This window comes from Williamwhitmania sp., assembly GCA_035529935.1.
Lineage (GTDB): Bacteria > Bacteroidota > Bacteroidia > Bacteroidales > Williamwhitmaniaceae > Williamwhitmania.
This window is the reverse complement of record DATKVT010000040.1, coordinates 1-20,215: the sequence shown is the minus strand read 5'-3', so window position 1 is coordinate 20,215 and position 20,215 is coordinate 1. Positions and strand designations below refer to the sequence as shown.

Genomic DNA, 20,215 nt, shown 5'->3' with positions numbered 1-20,215 from the left:
GGCCAAGTTGCTTGGCGACCCTTACGGTAAACAGATGGCCACGCTCGCCACCATTGGAAAGTTAGAGGGTGTAGACTTTTTTCAGCCATGGAATACCCTTTCCCCAAAAGCAAAAAAAATTGCTCTTGAAGGAGCTGGAAGCAAGGTTTGGGAGGTGGAATGGAATTACAAACGGGGCAAAAGGGAGGGCAGTTTCAACTTTTCCGGCAAATGGGATGGCCTTGTGGCTATAGTAAACGAAGAATACTCCATTCACCATTTAACCACAAGAGGTGCTGGTTTTGAGGAGGCAATGGAACGGGTGACCTGTTCTCAGTGTGGTGGAAAACGACTTAATAGCAGTGCGTTGTCTTATAAACTTCTGGGCATGGACATTGCCGAGATGTCGCAGAATAATGGAGAGGAGCTGCTCGTTCTGTTGCCCAAAATTGAATCGGCAATTACGGCGAAAGCAGGGACAGCTGCGGCAGCCATGCTTTGCAACCAACTCCAGCATAAGCTTAAAATGCTAACCCAGCTGGGCATTGCTCATCTTTCAATTAACAGAGAATCACACACACTTTCCACAGGGGAACAGCAAAAACTTCGGCTGCTGGGCATTGCAGGTGTCGACCTAGCAGGAATCACCTATATCCTCGATGAACCATTTGCCGGACTCGACGCCACAGAGGCGATACGCATCAAAAATTTACTATCGGAACTGACTATAAAGGGAAATACTGTTGTGCTGATAGATCATAGCCCAGCGGGGTTAGCCTCAGCCAATCGAATTGTGGAGCTGGGTCCGGATGCCGGAGAAAAAGGAGGAACTATTGTTTTCGACGAAAAACCTGAGCAACTGGCAGCTAACCGAAGCACCGCAACGGGATTAGTTTTTTCAGGAAGCAGCTACTTCTCTGACAATTCGAAACCTCACCCAAAGCAAGGCGAAATTGTAATTATAGACCTCAACGGCGATAAAATAACAATACCAGCTAATGGGTTCACTGCTATCACAGGACCTACAGGTAGCGGAAAAAGCACCTTGCTACTAAAGGCGATTGGTGAATCGGTTGCCCAACACAAACCAGTTGGATGCAGATCAATCTCCCTCCCCTTTCCAATGATGGTTGTCCACGTAAATGAGGTGATGGGTGGTAGCTCGTCCTACTCAACCGTTTCAACCCAGCTGGGAATTTCCACCATTGTGCGCAAACAGCTGTCCCTTACCGAGGAAGCAAGAAAATCGCAACTCACTCCCAGCTTCTTCGGCACTCATTCGAGCGGTGGCCGTTGCGAGGCGTGTGCTGGAACTGGCGTTCAACGCGTTGCCCTCGACCTTATGCCCGATTATCAGGAACTCTGCGAAAGTTGCAATGGCACTGGTTTTACGGCTGAAGCACTAAATTATTACTGGTTAAGTTTCAACATTGCACAGTGGTTAGAAATGAGCGTTGAGGAGGCACATTCAAGGCTTTCCCACGAACCATCTGCCGCAAAAGCATTGCAGCCAGCCATCCAGATGGGCATTGGCTATTTACGGCTTAGACAAACCTTTAGGAGCTTAAGCACTGGCGAACAACAACGGCTGCATTTAGCGTCGGCAATGGTGCAAGTTAAAGGCAAGGCCCTCTTTGTATTCGACGAGCCAACCATCGGCCTTCATCCAAAAAATATTGCTGACCTCCGACAGGTATTTGAAAAGCTTTTATGGGCGGGACACACAATAATAACAGCCGATCAAAACCCATCATTGGTGAACACTGCCAGCCACTTAATAATTCTTCAAAGAGCAAATCAATCAAATAAATCTATATCTTTCTGCGGTTTACCGTTCCTCTTCAAAACCCTAAATCGATGACCTTCGCCGCAAAAGTTATCCAATTCAACCACTCTCTCGTCAGGCCTGTTGGGCTTCCGGGTGGAATCAAAACAATGAACCCCTTTGAAAATAAGGATGTTCAAGAGATTGTAAATCAATTTTACTCCAAGTACTACAACGATGACAACCCGCGCATCCTGATTCTTGGAATTAACCCTGGGCGCCTAGGTGGTGGCACTACAGGCATTCCGTTCACCGACCCCATAAGGCTAGCGCAGGAATGTGAAATTCCCAACAGCATGCCACAAAGGCCTGAACTTTCATCGCTCTTCATCTACGACATGATAAAAGCCTTTGGTGGATTGCAGCAATTTTACAGCCAATACTACTTCAACTCCATCTGTCCTCTAGGCTTTACCAAAGATGGAAAAAACCTCAACTACTACGACATACCAGACTTACAAAAAGCGCTGATTCCCTACATTGAGGAGAATATTAGAGCACAAATTGCTCTAGGTGTAAGTATCAAAACCTGCTACTGCCTTGGGGAGGGAAAGAATTTCAAATTTTTTGAAAAGCTCAATGCAGAGCACAATTTTTTTAAACAGGTAATTCCACTGCCTCACCCACGATTTATTATGCAGTATAAGTTGAAAAAAAAGGAGGAGTTTGTGGATTCCTATTTAACAGCATTACAAGTTGCAAAATAATCGATTATAATTGTGGCCTATTGGCTAACTTTTGACTAATTAAGATGTTACTAGCGGTAAGTTAACAGCGCGGCTTAAAAAGATTAAATGAGCAGATCGTCGCATATTATTAAATTACTTTGCATTCCCCTTCTCGTATGGGGTTGCCTATATATTATTGCCCCCCGAAATGCTCATGGACAAGAATTAACCTCCAGGCTAAAGGGAATCACCATCTTCTCAGCGACTTCCGATTTTCTTGCAAACCAATTTATTCAACCTGTCGGGTTCACCGCGAACGGTGAATCCACCGTATGTGAGGACAGTGGCCCTCAATGGACGTTGGCAGCCATCCAAAGGTCTCTCCTCAAACAAACCGTTACCAACTTTAACGCTACATTCGTAACACAGGACGATAATCGATGCCAATCTGTAGCATTCGTCCTCTTCCCTTTCCATGAGTTTTGGTGATATCCTTTTTAATTGCAAACAACTCTAGCGGCTAGTTTATAACAGAGTACAACTCGGCTTATCGGAAGCTATTCGATTTGCCAATTAGCCACAGCCAGAATCAAACTTTTCGGCAAGATTCAAGCACCTGCTTTCGCAAAGACGAAATCAGCTAGAGTTGATCAACAAGCTATAGGACTTAAAAAATATATCACCAACACCACATTAAACATGGATACTTCAGTATTGATTATCGGCATCATTATAGTTTCCCTCGTTCTAGTTCCAATCATGCTCATCTCTTCCATTATCTCCATTAAGGAAAAACGGCTGAAGAGAGCGTTTAAGGAGCAGTGCATAACCCATCAGCTGATTATTACAGATCCAGAAGTGTTTAAGCATAAGATTATAGGTATTGATCCTGTTGCTAAAGTCTTACTTTTTGTAAACAATCAGGTTGAAAATCAAAAATCAAAAACTGTTAATCTAACAGAGGTTTCAAGTTGTCGCGTAGCATGCAAAACGGAGAAAAACAATGAACTTCCGCACAGTCATGAGGAAACTATTCTCAAGGTTGACCTTATTCTTACCAATAACCTTACCCCTCAAGAGGAGATATTGGTGAACTTTTTCGACGTAAACCACGACAACCCGTTCGAGGCTTACCCCATGAACGATAAAGCAATGGAATGGCAAAGGCAAATAAACAAGCATATTAAGGTGCCGGAAAAGGTAATGGCGCGAAGGTAAAATATAGCTCAGAGAACTAGCATTTGGCTGCACTGCAACAATCGCATAGATTAGCAATGGTGCAGCCATTTTCTAAATATACTACCCATTATCACCACAAATCAAGATAAAAGCATCCATAGATGAAATTTTGAGAAAAAGAGTTGGCGAGTTGCCAAAGTTTAACAATATTGTCAAGAAATGTTGCTTCTGCTAAACATGCCATTTTGCGACTATGAAAAAAAAGATAAAGGATACCGGAACTGAGGAGCTAATTAAGCAAACTGCTAGAACCATCTTCTTTGCTGAGGGTAACTTTCACGCTACCACTCAGGACATTGCCACGGCTGCAGGAATCAATAGAGCACTCATCCATTACTACTTTCGCAGCAGGGAGAATTTATTTCGAGTAGTACTGAACGAGGCTATGGAAATCTTAGGTAATAAACTTCAACAGGTTTTTGTCACCAAACTTCCATTTAGGGAAAAGATTGAGCAATTCCTCGACCTCTTTATCGACGCCAATTTGGAGTATCCCTACGTTGAAGCATTCATTATTTCGGAGATAAATAGGACACCAAACTACGAATTTGCCTTAACCACCAAGGAGGCTGAAAGGAAGATGCGCCACAACTTAAAACAGGAACTCGAAAAGGAGATAGCGGAGGGAAGAATTACCTCCATGTCGTCCGACCAGTTCATCGTATGCCTGATGTCGCTTTGCTCCTATCCGCTGCTTGCAAAGCCAATAATTAAGAAAATTGCCAAGATTGATGAGAGTGGTTACCGAAAGTTTATGATGCAGCAGAAAAAGGTAATTCTTCAGCTGCTTTTTGGCATTGAAAAGAGTTAGTTCAACCGTATTCATATACAATGGCCTTAAAAGGATTTATTTTCGACTTCAACGGAACGCTGCTGTGGGACACCGTCCTGCACAATAGGGCATGGGACATTTTTCTGGAAAAGCATGGCTTTATGCTATCGGACGAGGAGAAGAGCCACGTGATTCACGGCAAGATGAACAAGGACATCCTAGAGGCAATATTCGAAAAGCCACTTCCGATGGAAGAGATAGCCTTGCTGGCAGACGAGAAGGAGGCCATTTACCGTGATATCTGTTCCGATTCAGGAATTGGGCTTGCTGCCGGTGCCGAGTGTCTGCTCAACAGTCTTAAAAATAAAGGTGTGAGGTGCGCCATTGCCACTGCATCTCCCGAAGTGAACGTGAGCTATTACATCGAAAAGTTTAACCTTTACCGCTGGTTCCAACCCAGTGCTATTGTATTCGACAACGGGACCTTCCGTAGCAAGCCCAGCCCTGACCTATTCCTTGAGGCAGCACGCCGGCTGAAACTCACTCCTATTGACTGCGCCATAGCCGAGGATTCCCGCGCAGGCATTGAAGCAGCAAGGGCTGCAGGTGCAGGAAAAATTTTCCACGTTGACTCACTTACTCTTGACAACCCTATAGTGGCAGTTGATTCAATCTCCTCGTTTAAGCAGGTTGATCTTGGCCTATTCTAATTTTTTTTGAACCCAGGTTTCTAATCAGTCGCATGGTTATAGGCCATCCCATGCAGTTGCCAATAAATAAAACTTGACTTCGGCCCTTTCTTCCCTTAACTTTACCGTAGCAAGACACGGTGTGAAAGAATTCCCCGTTTTTCACCATAAATGTAATTACCATGAAACAAATTACCCTATTACTTATCTGCACAGCCATGTTGCTTGCAGGCTGCAAGAAGCCCAACCCTGCAGGGAATACGGTACTTGGCTGGTGGACCCCTTACTACTTTATGCCCGAACAGTTGAACGGAAAGGTTAAGCTAGTAAAGGAGCAAAATTTTTGGGCTTCAATTGTTGATGGTAAACTTGTAAAGGGCAAGCTTATCTCCCCTACCGACCGAATTAATCTTGGATGGACCGATGATTTCGACGTTCAATTTGACAAAAACGGACAAGTGCAAAAAAGTGATTACACCGACAACAATGGTATCCTTATTGGAAGTTGGGTTATCACTCTTGAAAATGGAATCCCTGCCCTGGCCAACTGGATTGTGCGCGACAGCACAACCATGACAGTGCTGATAAAAAACGATGATCGCGGAAACATGGTCGAAAACCAGTTTTTCAAGGGCACATCGAATCAACTGCTCTACCGAACAGATTGGGTTTACAACGCCAATAAGGAGTTTATTAAAGCCATTTGGTACGACAACCATGGCAAACTCACCAAGAGCAATCGATACACTTGGAACAGCAACCACTGTGTAACCAATGTGGATGCCTATAGCGCCAACGATTCTCTTAAAGGCCGCTTTAAAATTGTCTACAACAACAAGGGCTTTTCCAAAAAACAGGAGCGCTTCAATGCTGAGGACAACAAGTTGAAAAGCGTAAACATTGAGTATGAATATGATAAAATTGGCAACTGGACTAAGGCCACTTTCTACGAAAATGAAAAACCCGTTGCCATTGCAGAAAGAACCTACATTTACTACTAAAGCACTTTTAAGTAAAAACAAATCCCCCAATTTTCCCGGGGGATTTTTTTATCGCCAGCTGCTAAATGGGTGCTGTGCTAGGTTGGAGTTGTAGTATCGACTATCGTTGGTAACCTCCTTGCCAAGCCATACTGGTTGCTCAAATGGCTCATTCTCATATACCAACTCGATTTCGGCCACCAGCAAGCCCTCGTTGGCACCAATAAACTCGTCTACCTCCCAGGTTTTGCCCCCCAGCTGAACCTTGTAGCGAACCTTCTCCACGAGGTTTGAGGCAAAGTTGTGAAGCAACTCCATAGCCTCCTCTGGTGGAATAAGGTATTCGAATTCCTGCCTCACGCTGCCCTGGGTTATCCCCTTTATTGTAAGATAACCATCGGTATCGGTAAGCCTTACCCTGATGGTTTTCTCGGGATCGGTTAGAATATAACCTTGCTTGTAGAGGCAACCCTTTCCCTTATCCTCTTGATTCCACTTTTCGCGATCAACTAAAAACTTCCGCTCAATTTCTAATCCCATATATCTATTTTTTCACTAGGAAAAGATAGTGAAAAATCTAACCCGCTTCACTCGCCAAGTGAATCAAATCTCGTTCTTCCCTCAAAAAAAACGAAACCAACATCGACTTTAGCTTTTCCAGCAGAATCAGGTACAACAGTGACAGCCAACTCTGTTCTTAATAGCCAATGGGCAACTCGCCCTTAAGGCTCTCTTTTGAAACATACCCTTTTTCAACAAATAAATTTTGTTCTACATATAAGTGCATTCGTTAAACCTTATGCGCTAAACAACATCAATACTAAGACATTACAAAGCATGTGCATAAAAAGGAGTTCTGCGTGTGCTGTAGCCATGACAACCATTATTCACTGTCAGCAAACCAAAGAGTAACAAACAAGCTTTAACCTCCTCTGCTTACATAGCATCAACATATTGTCCAGCCACAAACTAATTAACATCATGATTAATCTGGCAGCAGTTATTGATAATCTTACAGCCTTTTATCCACTTGACGGAAAAAGAATTATTCATGTTGGAGTGGATGGTGGAATACTAACGGGCTATTCGGGAACAGCCAAGGAGATTGTGGGCATCGATAGCAACCCCGCTATTGAACCTATACTTGCGGCAAAGCTTATGGCAGAAAACCTCACGGGTAAGTTTCAGGTTCGTATCATGGATTTTCTTCACTATACACAAAGAGCCGACGTTGTATTCTTTGAGTTTTGTCTCCATGAGATGGAGAATCCCTTGACGTCTATTATGCATGCCCTTACCATTGCCCCAACAGTGCTCATTGTTGATCACGCCTACAACTCGCAATGGTCGTGGTACGGATGCGAAACAGAAAAGTTGGAGCGCAGCTGGGCGGCAATAAATCAGTTTGAAGTTAGGCATAGTGCAAAGTTTGAGGAGACTCAGCACTTCGATTCCTTTGAAGATTTACACCAAAAACTGTCGGTGCTGGGTGCCGAAAGCCTTGCCCGAATTGAGCCGCTAAGGGAAGAACACCCCATTGGTATATCCATGCCATATGAAGCTTGCTTACTGTAATTTTTTCTGAAAAGAGAAAATTCTAAAACAACAAGCATTTGATTTGCTGCTTTTTTACTAATTTTGTGTCATATTCATACTCCGATGAAGCCAACCATTGTCACCGTCTTTAGAAGCTAAACAACCATAGGCCCTTCGGTCTTATCGCTTCTACCATGCAAACTAATATTTAGGCATACTTATAGCCTAAATGCTTCGTCAACTTTCACAAATATCTATTTATTTCTAACCTTTTAACCTTTTTGGAGGATTTAGCCATGCGTATAGCCATGCTTCCAGCAACCGAGTGCACCACTCTATGTGCCTCTGCCAACCAAGGAGTGGTCTTTAGCACCACCGTTGATGTTGTTATTAGCACCCCGATTTCAAACAACCGATTACGAAAACGAAAACGAAGAAAAAGATGAGAAAATCGATATACGCAACCATTGCCATTCACCTTTCAAAGAACCTCAACCGAAAAGGAGTTGGTAGGTTCCTCGCGCAGATAAAGGAGTCCATTGCTGGAACTGATCAAGATTTTACGGTCGGCAGCCTTGGGCGAGCCATTATGCTGCTCTCCATACCCATGGTGCTCGAAATGCTCATGGAGTCGATATTTGCAATTATCGACATCTTTTTTGTTGCCAAGTTGGGAGCCGATGCCGTTGCCACGGTTGGGCTTACCGAATCTATAATCACCATTGTTTACGCCATCGGTATAGGTTTAAGCACTGCCACCACTGCGCTGGTTGCTCGACGTATTGGGGAGAAAAATACTGGGGCTGCATCCAACGTAGCTGGGCAGGCCATAATTACTGCGCTAACCGTATCGCTGCTCATTGGTATTCCTGGGGCATTGCTTGCGCCACAGCTGCTGAAGCTGATGGGCGCCGATGCCACAACAATTGCTCTTTACGGGGGGTATACCCGCTGGATGCTCGGTGGGAACATGGTAATCATGCTTCTCTTCACCATTAACGCTGCGTTTCGTAGTGCTGGTGATGCAGCCATAAGTATGCGAGTGCTAGCCATTGCCAACCTGATAAACATTGTGCTTGACCCCATTCTCATCTTCGGGCTTGGTCCTATTCCTGCCCTTGGCATTGAAGGGGCCGCCATTGCAACGAACATAGGTCGGGGAATTGCGGTGGTTTACCAGCTACGATTGCTGCTGGGCGGAAGGGCGCGCATAAAGGTCCACCTGCAGGAGTTCATTCCACGCTTCAGGCTCATAGCTCAGCTGGTAAAGCTGTCGCTGGGAGGTATTGGTCAAACCCTCATTGCCACGGCCAGCTGGATTGGGCTGGTACGTATAATCAGCCTCTACGGCAATAGCGCGCTGGCTGGCTACACTGTTGCCATACGGCTCATCATATTTGTGCTGCTCCCATCAGTAGGCATTAGCAACGCTGCGGCTACGCTAGTAGGGCAAAGCCTTGGCGCAGGTGACGCAGAAAGAGCCGAGAAGGCTACCTACGCCACCGCTGCAGTAAACATGACGATGCTAGGACTGGCCGGGTTACTGCTCATCGCTTTTCCAAGCGCATTCATCCGTTTGTTTACGAGCGACCCAGATGTTCTGCTATTTGGCTCGGCATGCCTTCGGATAGTGAGCTACGGGTTTGTTGTTTACGGATTGGGCATGGTGATGGTAAGCGCCATAAACGGTGCGGGTGACACCACCACTCCAACGTGGATAAACCTGTTAAGCTACTGGATGATTGAAATTCCGTTGGCCTATTTCTTGGCTGTAGTGCTGGGCTGGCACGAGCAAGGAGTTTTCTACTCCATCCCCATTGCCGAAGCGATAATGACCATCATTGCGTTGGTGATTTTTCGGCGCGGGAAGTGGAAGGAGCGAATGGTATAAACAACAACGGATTACCTACTTGAAAAGGCTGTCATCTGGGCAGCCTTTTCTACATATTTCTGCTATACTCCATCAACCTCGCCTCCACCAATGCTATGTAGCGTTGCTTTTTGAAGATGAACCAAGCATTTCGCTCATCGGAAAAGGTGTTGATAAAGTGGTGAAAGTAGGCCATTGGATTGGTGCGCTGTAGCGCATAAATAAGATGTTCTCGCTCTTTGGGATCTCTCACCATTTTGGCAAAGGCCTCCACCATAACCAACTTCTCGGCCTCCACAGGAGGTTCAAACTTAATGTAGCGATCGGCGTTTTGGGTAACCTCCATCTTTCGCATTACCCTCTTCCTATCTCTGAGTTTACCCTCCAGCTCACCAGCCGCAATTACCTCGGCGTTTTGGCTGTCGTAGAAACAAACCTCACCAAGGGTTAGCACCTGGGCGATATGTAGCTTGGTATTGTCAGGAACATTCAACATTATCCGTTTAAGATTTGTCGTTACCAGAAGCAAAGGTAAGAAAGTAACTATGAAAATGCAGCTCAAACATTAAGCAAATGGCTTTCTGTTATTCTGGGTAAAGCAAATACTTCCGCCTTCGCTCCACAAACTTTGTCAACTCTGGCTTCCACGTCTCCCGAATATCGCCTGCAGAAAGACCCTGCTTAATTTGCTTTTGCAACATTCTATTCCCAGCTAGAAGATCGAAGTAACTGTTAAAAAAGCTATCCTTCCGAGGATATTGCCTGTAGGCTTCAATAAGCCAGTCGAGGTTGATCCGGTCGGCCCGCACCAAGCTCTCCGAGTCGGGAATGCTCCTAAGGTCGATTCCATAGCACCGCTTGTTTCGAAAGGGTGGATTCTTGCTAGCCCCAATCACGGAGACGGGAACAAACCAGAATCCCCGGTTGGGAAAAAGCGGATTACCCAATACCTGAAATGGCCATGGAGTACCTCGGCCTACGCTAAATACAGTTCCCTCAAAAAGCCCGGTGGATGGATAGAGGTAAACGCTGCGCATGTTAGGCAGGTTGGGTGATGGTTTTACCGGAAGGGTGTAGAGCGAATGGTGGGTATAGTTACCACATGGAATAACCGTTAGCCGACATTGCTCGTGATTCTTCAGCCACCCCTCCCCATTAATCATACCGGCCAGCTCACCCAGCGTCATGCCGTGCACAATGGGAATGGGATGCAGTCCAACAAAGGAGCGCAGGCTGCTATCGAGCACCGGGCCATCAACGTAGCGACCGTTTGGATTTGGGCGGTCAAGCACTATCAGCGGAATGTTATTTTCGGCGCACGACTCCATCACATAGTGCATGGTAGAGAGGTAGGTGTAAAACCTTACACCCACATCCTGCAGGTCGAACACCACCACATCCACGTCACGCAGCATAGAGGCATCGGGCTTCTTGCGTCGTCCATAAAGTGAAATTACGTCGAGACCTGTTCGGAAATCCTTATAGCTAGCTACTGGTTCGCCGGCATCGTCCATGCCGCGAAATCCATGCTCGGGGCAGAAGATACGCTCAATTTTTACCCCCAGTGCTAGGAGCGAGTCAACCAAATGGATTCTACCTATCAAAGAGGTATGGTTAGCCACCACAGCAATGCGCTTTCCCTTGAGCAAGGGCAGGTATAACTCTGTGCGCTCAGCGGCGGGAATGGGTGTTGCCTCCTCCTGTGCAGCAGCCATGCCAATGGATACGCAAAGAAAAAACGCCACACACACCAACCTAAACGGCTTCATTCCCATATTGCACAATTTCGACTCTAGCCCGTTTTCAAAAAAATGTAGCCCATGCGCTAGCTCACCAACCGGTTAGTAAAGCTAAAGAATTATTCCGTTTTTGGAATAGCTACCACGAAAAGCTCAAATTTAGCGTTTTAACTCATATTTACAGCCGTTTCAAACCATTCCGACCCAAAACAGGGAAAAAATATAAAAAAATGTTAGGTTTGTGGAGCACAAGGTTGGGGCAGGTAAGGCTGTCTGAATGGCATTAAGCCACCGCTGTGCGAAACTAAGAATACCAACTAGAGCGTGAAAAAGCACTTCAACTTAGAGCTGTTTGTTGCCCGTCGCATTTCGCGCGACAGGGAGGCGAAAAAAGCAGTCTCGCGCCCCATAACCCGCATCTCCATTGTAGCCGTGGCGCTTAGCTTGGCCGTAATGATTGTATCCGTAGCCATTGTTACCGGCTTCAAAAATCAGATTACCGACAAGGTGCTTGGATTTGGTGGGCATATCCAAATTCAGAACTACGACTCCAACACCTCCTACGAAACCAGGCCCATTACCGATACGCTGGCTTTTGTGCCCAAGCTCACCTCCATTCCAGGTATAGCCCACACCCAAATATACGCCTATAAACCGGGCATCATCAAAACAAAAACCGATATTCAGGGTGTGGTGCTCAAGGGCGTTTCCACCGACTTCGACTGGAGCTTCTTCAAGAAAAACCTCACCGAAGGAACCGTTCTGAACCTCTCCGACAGCACCTCCTCCAACCAGATACTCATCTCCAAATCCATTGCCAACCTGCTAAAGCTGTCGCTGGGCGACAAGGTAGACTTTTACTTTGTGCAGGAGCCTCCCCGCGTGCGCCGCTTTAAAATTGTGGGCATATACGACACCAAGTTCGACGAGTTCGACAAGACCTTCGTGTTCTGCGACATTAAGCAAATACAGGCGCTCAACGGCTGGAGCCGTAACCAAATTTCGGGCATTGAGCTCACCACCTCCGATTTCAACAACGTAGACGAGATTACCAACAGAGTGGAGGATTTGGCGGGCTTTACCGTGCTACCCGATGGATCGGGCATTAAGGTAACCAACATCAAGGAGAAGTATAGCCAAATTTTCGACTGGCTAAACCTGCAGGACACCAACGTGGCCGTGATCCTCTTCCTCATGCTTTTTGTGGCGGGTTTCAACATGATTTCGGGGCTACTCATCTTCATACTGGAACGCACCTTTATGATTGGCGTGCTGAAGGCCCTCGGTGCCAGAAATTGGATGATTCAAAAAATATTCCTCTACCACTCGGCCTACGTCACCGGGCTGGGACTTTTCTGGGGCAACGTTATTGGTATAGGGCTGTGCTTTTTACAGCAGCAGTTCCACATTATTAAGCTCGACGAGTCCAGCTACTACCTCTCGTCGGTGCCCATTAACCTGCAGCTCAGCCACATTCTGATGCTCAATGCCGGCACCTTTGCCGCAGTGTTTGTAATGCTGCTAATACCATCGCTGCTCATTTCACGCATTACTCCGGAGAAAACCCTACGTTACTCGTAGGTGGTGGAACCTCAGCGAGGCATATTGCCCGTCTTTCATAGCCCACGGTTTTAACCGTGGGTAAAAAGTATCGTTGGAAAGCCAAACCGTTTTAACGGTTTATCCACCTCACCAACCAATGTACCCTCATGGGTTTGCCTATGTTGTCAAAACCACCTGTGGCGATGTAAGGCACTACACTTGTTACTTTGTTTCTTGTAACTTGTAACTTTTCACCATTTCACTTTTCACCATTTCACTTTTCACATCTCACTATTCACTATTTCTCCCCATAACCTCCAGCTATGCATCATAAAAATTTACGATAACCACCCTGCATCATTATCACTTACATTTGCAGGCGAAACAGGAACAACCACTCGTCTTGACAAATTACACTCAACAACATTTTGTTATTAGCGTCAATTCAATTTGTTTCAAGAAATGAGTGGCATTACCGTAAATAGCTGAAATGATGAATCAAGAAATTAAGGGAGTTAGCGTGGCTGTCGCTATAGAAAGAATTAGCAATGGTGCCCTCCTCATCGATGTTCGCGAGTGGGAGGAGATTGAGATGGTTGCCTACGGTGTGGATGGCCACCTACAGATACCCCAAAGCGAATTTTCTATCAGGTTCAACGAAATCCCTAGAAACAGGGAGATTATTGTTGGATGTCACAGTGGCAATAGAAGCCGAACCATCACAATATTTTTGCTGGAACAGGGATTCGGTAACGTTTTGAACCTGGATGGTGGCATCCGCGATTGGATGGAGCAGGAGCTTCCGGTAACCTGGGATAATGCGATAGTGAAAAACACCCTACCATCAAATGCAATTTAGTTTTACCTTGGCACCTCAAACAGCTTAACCCATGACATTAGCTCATCTACTTGCGCTGCTCAGCGGACTTCTATCGGGAGGCGCACTGGGATTAACCGGTGGCGGCGGTTCCATCCTAGCCGTTCCATTGCTGGTTTACGTTGTGGGCGAAAATATCCATTTGGCCATTGGAACCTCGCTGGTGGCTGTAGGCTTTACCTCACTCATCTCCTCGGTGAGCTACATGCGCCAATCGCTTGTGAAGTTCAGGATTGCCTTCCTCATGGCTGCGCCGGGTTTGCTGAGCACCTACCTCGGTGCGCTGGTGAACAAGCAGGTAAAGGGGCCCGTGTTGCTGCTCGCCTTTGCCCTGCTGATGATCTACATCGGCTTCCTTATGACCCGAAAGAAACAGCCGGCGACAAGCGAATCGGATGCAACGGCAACCATTAGCTATACAAGAATATTGACCCTCGGATTTCTCACCGGATTGGCCAGCGGCTTTTTTGGAATTGGCGGCGGGTTCCTGCTGGTTCCCGCGCTCTTCCTTGGTGCGAAGCTCAAGATGAAGGAGGCCATTGCCACCTCCCTCTTCATCATCTTCCTGTTTGGAATATTTGGGATGGCCAGCTACTTTATTCAGGGGCGTGAAATAGACCTAACCATTAGCGCAATTTTTGTGGCGGGCGGATCCCTTGGAGGAATTCTAGGTGCCTACTACGCCAAGCGAATCGATCAGGTATGGTTACGCCGCATCTTCTCCATATTTATTATGCTCATTGGGCTGGCCATCTTCATCGAAAACCTGATGAAGGTGTTTTAGTATAGGAAGAAAGGGTGCCATAGCGATTTCATACCATAAGGATAAACCGTTGAAACGGTTCCGTTTTCAAATCTCTTTTCACAACCCACGGTTAAAACCGTGGGCTATGTTTTTCAATGGCGAAAGTTCGTAGACCAGCGCTCTAGGCTGTGCAGCCGGGGACCCTTAGGCCGAAAGTAGCGTTAAAACGGCGGCTGTTTGAGCGAAGCGAGTTTCGCCGTTTTAGCTCACGAGGCCGTTAAGGGTCGGCGAGCAGCCAAGACTTGATTTTTTGGTCCTTTTTTATCAAGGGAAAAGGAAAAAGGAAATTGCGCTACAACTCCATTCTTAAACACCTGGCTCTTTTTCAACCAATGCTTTTTTCCCTCGTTTGAAACCGTAGGCTATGTGATGCTGTTGCAAGCAACAGAGCTCTCCGCTACTGTTGCCCCTTACCTTCCGCCACCTTTTCGGCAAAAAAATCCTCCAGCCTGCGCTTTCCATAGGTGGGGGTAACAAACTCCATGGCCATGGTGGTAAGGAAAAACTCAATGGGGCCATAGGTCTTAGATGAAGTGAAGGTTCGCATAAACCATATGATCATCCTCCTAATCCAGTCTGGAAGGTGGGAAATCTTCACCTTTTTCGACCACGCCCTGAGCGCCAACACCGCAATGTCGTTCTGACTCAAAATATCGGGACCACCAACAGCCATCTCCTTTTCGGAAGAGGTAATAGCTGCCTCGCACACCTCGGCCAAATCGGCACCGTGAATGGGGTTAAGCCTAAAGTTACCGCTACCAAAGAGGTAAACCCTTCCACCCTTGGCCATGGTGAGAAAGTCGCCCAGGTCGGAGAAATAGCCATTGGGGCGCATAACGGTATACTCTATTCCCGACGCCTTCAGCTCGTCCACAAATCGCTCCTTAGCCTCAAAAATTTTCAAGTTGCGAAGCTTATCGCCATTGAAAGCGGAAACATAAATAAACTTACCAACGCTCGCACGCAGAGCCTCGTTCAGCAAATTCCTGTTTGCTTGGTAGTCCACGTCCATGTAGGTGAGCCCATCCTTTTGCCGCGTTATTCCAACCGCGCTTATCACTACGTCAATTCCATCCATAACCCCCATCAACGATGCGGGCTGCGTAACCTGAGCCTCCACAACGTCGAAGTGCTGCGCGTCGAACCCAGCCTTTTGCCTATTGCGGACTATAACCCTTTCTGTATACCCCGCCTCAGCCAGCTGCTTAGCAATGTATCTGCCCAAATACCCCGTGGCACCAGCCACCAAAGCATGTTTACCATTCATAACCATCCTGTTTACTTGTTAAAATTATACCACAAAGTAAACCTCGACCTAAATAAAAACTCTTGACCATCGTCAAGATTTACGTTTGCCTTCCCTTATAACAACTCTCCGTTTTATTCGGCTCAATGTTTCTTGCGAAATGCCCAAAAATGAGGCGATGTAATGCTGCGGAACCCTTCGAAACAGGTCACCGTTGGTTTTCAGCAGCTCGGTATAGCGCTCTTCTGGCGATAGCGTAATAAACGAGGCTATGAGCTGCTGGCTAGTTATCAGCTCGTCCTCGATAGAAATGCGCGCAATAAGCTCAAACTTTGGCGACAGCTGCAGCAGCTGGTCGATGGTTTGCCTATCGAGATGCACCAGCACCGTATTCTCCACCGCCTGATAGTTCTCACGGGCAGGAGTGCCAAAGGTGTAGCTGGCACCGGCACAAATAAACTTTCCTTCGGTGAAGAAGAATGCCGTTTTATCGGCCCCATCCACGTTGTAGAAGAGCCTCACGCAGCCCTCCAGCACAAAGTATATGGTTCGGGCAACCTGCCCCTCGCTAAAAATAACCTCTCCCTTTTTGTGTTGCTTCACTACCAAAACATCTCTCAGGTAGCCAATTTCCTCCTCATTCAGAGCAACGTAGTAGTTTATTAGCGATAGAAATTTCTCAAACATGGCTAGTTTAAATGATAGCGACAGCATGGCATTGTGTTCCATCCAAACTTACAAAAAAGCATTTAAGGAAGGTTAGTAAACCGTTGAAACGGTTCCATTTTTCAAATCTCTTTTCACAACCCACGGTTAAAATCGTGGGCTATGACTTTTAAAAGCTACCTGCAATGTTTTCGAATCATATGATAGTAATAAGTCGTCTTGTCTTTGTATCCAATTCGCTCTGCATGGTTTAATGCGCTGCAAGCACTATCATACTGCTCTTTACGATAATACGTTATTGCTAAATTATAGTATAGTGAATGATGAGTTGAATCCAAACTGATGGCCTTTTTATAATCGGCCATCGCTTTTTCGTTTTGACCTAGCTTTGAAAAGAGTAAACCTCTATTATTATACGATCCAGCATACTGGTCATCGAGCATTATGGCCGTATCCAATTCTGAAACTGCCAACTCCAACGCATTCAGATATGAGTAACATTCAGATAAGTTGAAGTAAATACCTGGATTTCCAGGCTCCAACTTCTTTGCCGCATTGTAATAGTTAATGGCTGCTTCGTAATTTTCAGAATTCCTTAACGTGTCACCTTTTAGACTTAGTTTTGCTGCATCGCTATTGGAAAAGGTATAAGGAAGTGTTATTTCTTCCCTACTTTCAATAAGAAATCGATTTAGCCAATATTTTGGAATATAAGTTATAGGTCCTTGGTAATAGTTAATGCCAAGAACAGGGATTGACAGAATAAAGAATGTAATAATTACGACAACATGCTTAAAATTCATCTTCCTCGATGTCGACCATTCAAAATAAACGGCCAAGTAGAATAGAGGTATTATGAATAAACCTGCATAATCACCATAATCTAACTTTCCATATTTAAAAAACATGATCACCGTCATCAGAACCATCATCGTCGACAAGAATAGCTTATTCCAAGTCCTTAACACTTTTGAAAAAGCATCCTTTACTGCCTTCGCTGTTAAGAAAAAAAACAGGAAGAATAAAGCTATGGGCAGAAATAAACGGCAATTATAGTAATTATAAGGGTCAACAATGTCAATCACAAATCCAGCTAACAAAAGCCCGATTGAGAAGAAAAAATAGATATTCTTAATCCATTTCATCATATGAAATTATAGAATAAATTATGGTCATCGGCTAAGTAAAAAGTTACTCATAACCTGCATACCTTTAGCATAGAGGAAATCAAATATACTAAAACTCATCACAAACTTTAAAAACCATCAACTTTTTTAACTCTTACCCCTCCAACCACTCCTCTGCCTTTCAACCTGTTCACCGTTTGTTCAAAAATAATGGGCAAACTGCAAACGATTTCTAAAACGGAACTCCTATATTGAAAGACCTTTCGAGGACCTTAATATCCTCGCAAGAAAATTGATATTTCTTTTAGGTTTTGCCCATGGATACTCACAATGCTAAATCCGGGGGCCCAATCGGACTCCACCGGTATCTCCAAACAAAAAACGAAATTGGTTACGTTTCGCTCAGCGAAGCCACCCCCGCCGACTACGAAAGAATAGGCTTTAAGTCCGGCCTCGAGGTGCACCAGCAGCTCCTCACCAAGCGCAAGCTATTCTGCCGCTGCCCCGCAGGAATATTCCAAAAGCACAGCGACTACAACGCCGAAATCGTGCGCCACATGCGCCCCACCCTTAGCGAAATGGGAGTATACGACGGCACCGCGCTCATGGAGTTCAAAACCCGAAAAGAGATTGTTTACCGCATCAACAACAAAACGGCCTGCACCTACGAAATTGACGATACGCCCCCCTTCCGCATCGACCAGGTGGCGCTGGAGATAGCCCTCGAAATTAGCCTGCTCTGCAAGCTGAACGTGGTGGGCGAGGTGCACATCACCCGCAAGCAATACCTCGACGGCAGCATCCCCACCGGCTTTCAGCGCACCGCCATCATCGGCATTGATGGCGAGATGCAGATTGCCGGCAAAAGGGTGGGCATCCTGCAGCTGAGTATTGAGGAGGACTCCTGCCGCGAAATATCCGACATTGGACACACCCGAGTATACAAAACCGACCGGTTGGGCATGCCGCTCATCGAAACGGTGACCCACCCGCAGCTCTTTACCCCCCATGAGCTGGCCGAGGCCTGCAACTTCATCCGCTTTGTAAACCGCAGCACCGGCAAGGTGCGCACCGGCATTGGTGCCGCCCGTCAGGATGTGAACGTGAGCTGCCGCGGCGGTTCACGCGTGGAGATAAAGGGCGTGGCGCACATCACCTGGATTCCGGTCCTGTCGCACAACGAGGCGTTCCGCCAGTGGGCGCTGCTCCACCTGCGCGACGAGCTGCTGGTCCGCATTCCCAACCACTCCGGCTGGAAGTCCCAGTGGAAGGAGCTCGACCCCGTGGAGCTGGGCTTTACCTTTCCCGCTGGAGTGCCCCAAAACAAACCCCTCAAGCTGATAGGCGTTAAGCTGCCCCAGTTTGCCGGAGCGCTGTCGCACTTCACCCAGCCCGGCAAGTGCTTTGCCAACGAAATATCCGACAGGCTCAAGGTTATTGCCTGCATCGAAAAGCCCAATATGGTGCACTCCGAGGAGATTGACTCCAACGCACCCCACTTCAACTTTGCCAAGCTACGGCAGGTGCTCGGCGCCACCGACGACGATGCCCTCATCGCCTTCTGGGGACTTGACGCCGACATACCCACCGCCCTCGAAACCATTGAGGAACGATGTAAAATGGCCTTTGAAGGCATCCCACCCGAAACGCGTAAATCGTTGGAGGATGGCACCACCATATTCGAACGGGTGCTTCCCGGCGCTGACCGCATGTATCCCGACACCGACTCGGCCCCCATTGCCGTGGAGGAGGAGCACCTGGAGGCGCTGCGCAAAAAGCTCCCCACCGATCTCCACCTCCGCATAAACCAGCTGAAGCAGTGGAAGGTGCCCGAAACGTGCCACCTCTTCCTGCTGCGGAGCAACCTAGTGGGAACCGTGGAGCGCATTGCCGGGCTGGGCTACAATCCACGCACCGTGGCGCTGCTCATTGCCCAGCAGCTCAAGCACCTGGTATCCATTAAGCAGGCCGAAATTGCCGATGCCGAAAAGCTCTTCAACCTAATGAAATACCTCAAGGAGCAGAAGTTGGAGGTGGAGCTCACCGCCATGCTGCTGCGCAACCTGTTTAGCCATCCCGACAAGTCGCCGGAGGAGCTGCTGCAGCTCATCGGCTTTAAGAGGAGCACCCCCGAAACGATCACCCAAAAGGTGACCGCCTACGCCACCGAGTATGCCCGCGTGGGACGAACCAAGCAACCCGTGGCCGCCGAAAAATGGGTTATGGGGCAGCTTCGCCACCAGGCCATTGGTAACATGCCCATGGCCGAGCTGCAAAAGGCGGTGGCAACGGCTCTCAGCAAGCAGCAACATTTGAACTAAACACTAGGGTAAAACAGCATTACAACCATGGACAACGATTTTCAAGGATATAGAGGCAAAGCACTGGAGATACTAAAGCACTACCACGCCCGCGTTTGGGGTCAGGTGGAGATTGAGAGCACCCGCGGAAAATACTGGGGCGTGGTGCTTCCCCGTGCCGAGACCCACGACGAATTTCACCTCGTACTAAAGTTCGAAACCGGCTACAACATTGGCGTAGACGTGCGCACCATAACCTTTATGAAGGAGGTGGGCTACTCCAAGGCCAACTACCAAATTCCCGAGAAGCAGTTTCCCTACTCCAAGGAGCTGCCCAACGTGAAGCTGCTGGGAA

At 47.0% G+C, this 20,215-nt stretch carries 19 protein-coding genes; 13 read left to right on the top strand and 6 right to left on the bottom strand.

Features of this window, described 5'->3' with window-relative positions:
* From VMW01_02785 to VMW01_02760, 6 genes are all read left to right on the top strand, one after another.
* The coding region (locus tag VMW01_02785; protein HUW05164.1) for an ATP-binding cassette domain-containing protein at positions 1-1,840 on the top strand (1,840 nt) is incomplete at its 5' end.
* Entirely contained in the window at positions 1,837-2,511 is a 675-nt protein-coding gene (locus tag VMW01_02780; GenBank protein ID HUW05163.1) for a uracil-DNA glycosylase family protein, read from the top strand. The genes VMW01_02785 and VMW01_02780, both read left to right, overlap by 4 nt.
* A gap of 660 nt (positions 2,512-3,171) precedes the next feature.
* Positions 3,172-3,690, top strand: a complete 519-nt coding sequence (locus VMW01_02775; GenBank protein ID HUW05162.1) for a hypothetical protein — start codon at positions 3,172-3,174, stop codon at positions 3,688-3,690.
* Positions 3,691-3,904: 214 nt separating this feature from the next.
* Positions 3,905-4,522 (top strand): TetR/AcrR family transcriptional regulator, encoded by a 618-nt coding sequence (locus VMW01_02770; protein HUW05161.1) that lies wholly within the window; start codon positions 3,905-3,907, stop codon positions 4,520-4,522.
* A 20-nt stretch (positions 4,523-4,542) separates the two neighbouring features.
* Entirely contained in the window at positions 4,543-5,193 is a 651-nt protein-coding gene (locus VMW01_02765) for an HAD family phosphatase (GenBank protein ID HUW05160.1), read from the top strand.
* 161 nt (positions 5,194-5,354) lie between these two features.
* The gene (locus tag VMW01_02760) at positions 5,355-6,173 is read left to right on the top strand and encodes a hypothetical protein (protein HUW05159.1); all 819 of its coding nucleotides are present in this window, start codon (positions 5,355-5,357) and stop codon (positions 6,171-6,173) included.
* Positions 6,174-6,221: 48 nt separating this feature from the next.
* Here the strand turns inward: VMW01_02760 and VMW01_02755 are convergent, their stop codons facing one another.
* Positions 6,222-6,692: a CYTH domain-containing protein gene (locus tag VMW01_02755; protein HUW05158.1), complete on the bottom strand. Its 471-nt coding sequence runs from the start codon at positions 6,690-6,692 to the stop codon at positions 6,222-6,224.
* Between the two features lie 441 nt (positions 6,693-7,133).
* Between VMW01_02755 and VMW01_02750 the strand changes: the two genes are divergently transcribed.
* Both VMW01_02750 and VMW01_02745 read left to right on the top strand, forming a co-directional pair.
* Positions 7,134-7,727, top strand: coding sequence for a hypothetical protein (locus tag VMW01_02750; protein ID HUW05157.1), 594 nt, complete (start codon positions 7,134-7,136; stop codon positions 7,725-7,727).
* A 403-nt stretch (positions 7,728-8,130) separates the two neighbouring features.
* Positions 8,131-9,579 (top strand): MATE family efflux transporter, encoded by a 1,449-nt coding sequence (locus VMW01_02745; protein HUW05156.1) that lies wholly within the window; start codon positions 8,131-8,133, stop codon positions 9,577-9,579.
* Positions 9,580-9,628: 49 nt separating this feature from the next.
* Here VMW01_02745 and VMW01_02740 read toward each other — a convergent pair whose 3' ends face one another.
* Positions 9,629-10,054 (bottom strand): UPF0158 family protein, encoded by a 426-nt coding sequence (locus VMW01_02740; GenBank protein ID HUW05155.1) that lies wholly within the window; start codon positions 10,052-10,054, stop codon positions 9,629-9,631.
* 88 nt (positions 10,055-10,142) lie between these two features.
* The gene (locus VMW01_02735) at positions 10,143-11,327 is read right to left on the bottom strand and encodes a DUF1343 domain-containing protein (GenBank protein HUW05154.1); all 1,185 of its coding nucleotides are present in this window, start codon (positions 11,325-11,327) and stop codon (positions 10,143-10,145) included.
* Between the two features lie 294 nt (positions 11,328-11,621).
* Between VMW01_02735 and VMW01_02730 the strand changes: the two genes are divergently transcribed.
* From VMW01_02730 to VMW01_02720, 3 genes are all read left to right on the top strand, one after another.
* Positions 11,622-12,878 (top strand): ABC transporter permease, encoded by a 1,257-nt coding sequence (locus VMW01_02730; protein HUW05153.1) that lies wholly within the window; start codon positions 11,622-11,624, stop codon positions 12,876-12,878.
* Between the two features lie 451 nt (positions 12,879-13,329).
* The gene (locus tag VMW01_02725) at positions 13,330-13,698 is read left to right on the top strand and encodes a rhodanese-like domain-containing protein (GenBank protein ID HUW05152.1); all 369 of its coding nucleotides are present in this window, start codon (positions 13,330-13,332) and stop codon (positions 13,696-13,698) included.
* Positions 13,699-13,729: 31 nt separating this feature from the next.
* Entirely contained in the window at positions 13,730-14,500 is a 771-nt protein-coding gene (locus tag VMW01_02720) for a sulfite exporter TauE/SafE family protein (protein HUW05151.1), read from the top strand.
* Positions 14,501-14,918: 418 nt separating this feature from the next.
* Here VMW01_02720 and VMW01_02715 read toward each other — a convergent pair whose 3' ends face one another.
* The 3 genes from VMW01_02715 to VMW01_02705 form a co-directional block, all read right to left on the bottom strand.
* Positions 14,919-15,788, bottom strand: a complete 870-nt coding sequence (locus VMW01_02715) for an SDR family oxidoreductase (protein HUW05150.1) — start codon at positions 15,786-15,788, stop codon at positions 14,919-14,921.
* 72 nt (positions 15,789-15,860) lie between these two features.
* Positions 15,861-16,454, bottom strand: a complete 594-nt coding sequence (locus VMW01_02710) for a Crp/Fnr family transcriptional regulator (protein ID HUW05149.1) — start codon at positions 16,452-16,454, stop codon at positions 15,861-15,863.
* A gap of 155 nt (positions 16,455-16,609) precedes the next feature.
* Entirely contained in the window at positions 16,610-17,578 is a 969-nt protein-coding gene (locus VMW01_02705; GenBank protein HUW05148.1) for a tetratricopeptide repeat protein, read from the bottom strand.
* 299 nt (positions 17,579-17,877) lie between these two features.
* On the opposite strand from VMW01_02705, the gene gatE reads away from it, so the two are divergent.
* Together gatE and VMW01_02695 are read left to right on the top strand one after the other, a co-directional pair.
* On the top strand, positions 17,878-19,881 hold the full coding sequence (gatE, locus tag VMW01_02700; GenBank protein HUW05147.1) for a Glu-tRNA(Gln) amidotransferase subunit GatE: 2,004 nt from the start codon (positions 17,878-17,880) through the stop codon (positions 19,879-19,881).
* A gap of 27 nt (positions 19,882-19,908) precedes the next feature.
* Positions 19,909-20,215: hypothetical protein (locus VMW01_02695; GenBank protein HUW05146.1), on the top strand; the 307-nt coding region annotated here is incomplete at its 3' end.

Coding starts and splice junctions, on each gene's coding strand:
- VMW01_02780 (HUW05163.1), top strand. CDS start 1,837: ATGACCTTCGCCGCAAAAGTTATCCAATTCAACCACTCTCTCGTCAGG.
- VMW01_02775 (HUW05162.1), top strand. CDS start 3,172: ATGGATACTTCAGTATTGATTATCGGCATCATTATAGTTTCCCTCGTT.
- VMW01_02770 (HUW05161.1), top strand. CDS start 3,905: ATGAAAAAAAAGATAAAGGATACCGGAACTGAGGAGCTAATTAAGCAA.
- VMW01_02765 (HUW05160.1), top strand. CDS start 4,543: ATGGCCTTAAAAGGATTTATTTTCGACTTCAACGGAACGCTGCTGTGG.
- VMW01_02760 (HUW05159.1), top strand. CDS start 5,355: ATGAAACAAATTACCCTATTACTTATCTGCACAGCCATGTTGCTTGCA.
- VMW01_02755 (HUW05158.1), bottom strand. CDS start 6,692: ATGGGATTAGAAATTGAGCGGAAGTTTTTAGTTGATCGCGAAAAGTGG.
- VMW01_02750 (HUW05157.1), top strand. CDS start 7,134: ATGATTAATCTGGCAGCAGTTATTGATAATCTTACAGCCTTTTATCCA.
- VMW01_02745 (HUW05156.1), top strand. CDS start 8,131: ATGAGAAAATCGATATACGCAACCATTGCCATTCACCTTTCAAAGAAC.
- VMW01_02740 (HUW05155.1), bottom strand. CDS start 10,054: ATGTTGAATGTTCCTGACAATACCAAGCTACATATCGCCCAGGTGCTA.
- VMW01_02735 (HUW05154.1), bottom strand. CDS start 11,327: ATGAAGCCGTTTAGGTTGGTGTGTGTGGCGTTTTTTCTTTGCGTATCC.
- VMW01_02725 (HUW05152.1), top strand. CDS start 13,330: ATGATGAATCAAGAAATTAAGGGAGTTAGCGTGGCTGTCGCTATAGAA.
- VMW01_02720 (HUW05151.1), top strand. CDS start 13,730: ATGACATTAGCTCATCTACTTGCGCTGCTCAGCGGACTTCTATCGGGA.
- VMW01_02715 (HUW05150.1), bottom strand. CDS start 15,788: ATGAATGGTAAACATGCTTTGGTGGCTGGTGCCACGGGGTATTTGGGC.
- VMW01_02710 (HUW05149.1), bottom strand. CDS start 16,454: ATGTTTGAGAAATTTCTATCGCTAATAAACTACTACGTTGCTCTGAAT.
- VMW01_02705 (HUW05148.1), bottom strand. CDS start 17,578: ATGAAATGGATTAAGAATATCTATTTTTTCTTCTCAATCGGGCTTTTG.
- gatE (HUW05147.1), top strand. CDS start 17,878: ATGGATACTCACAATGCTAAATCCGGGGGCCCAATCGGACTCCACCGG.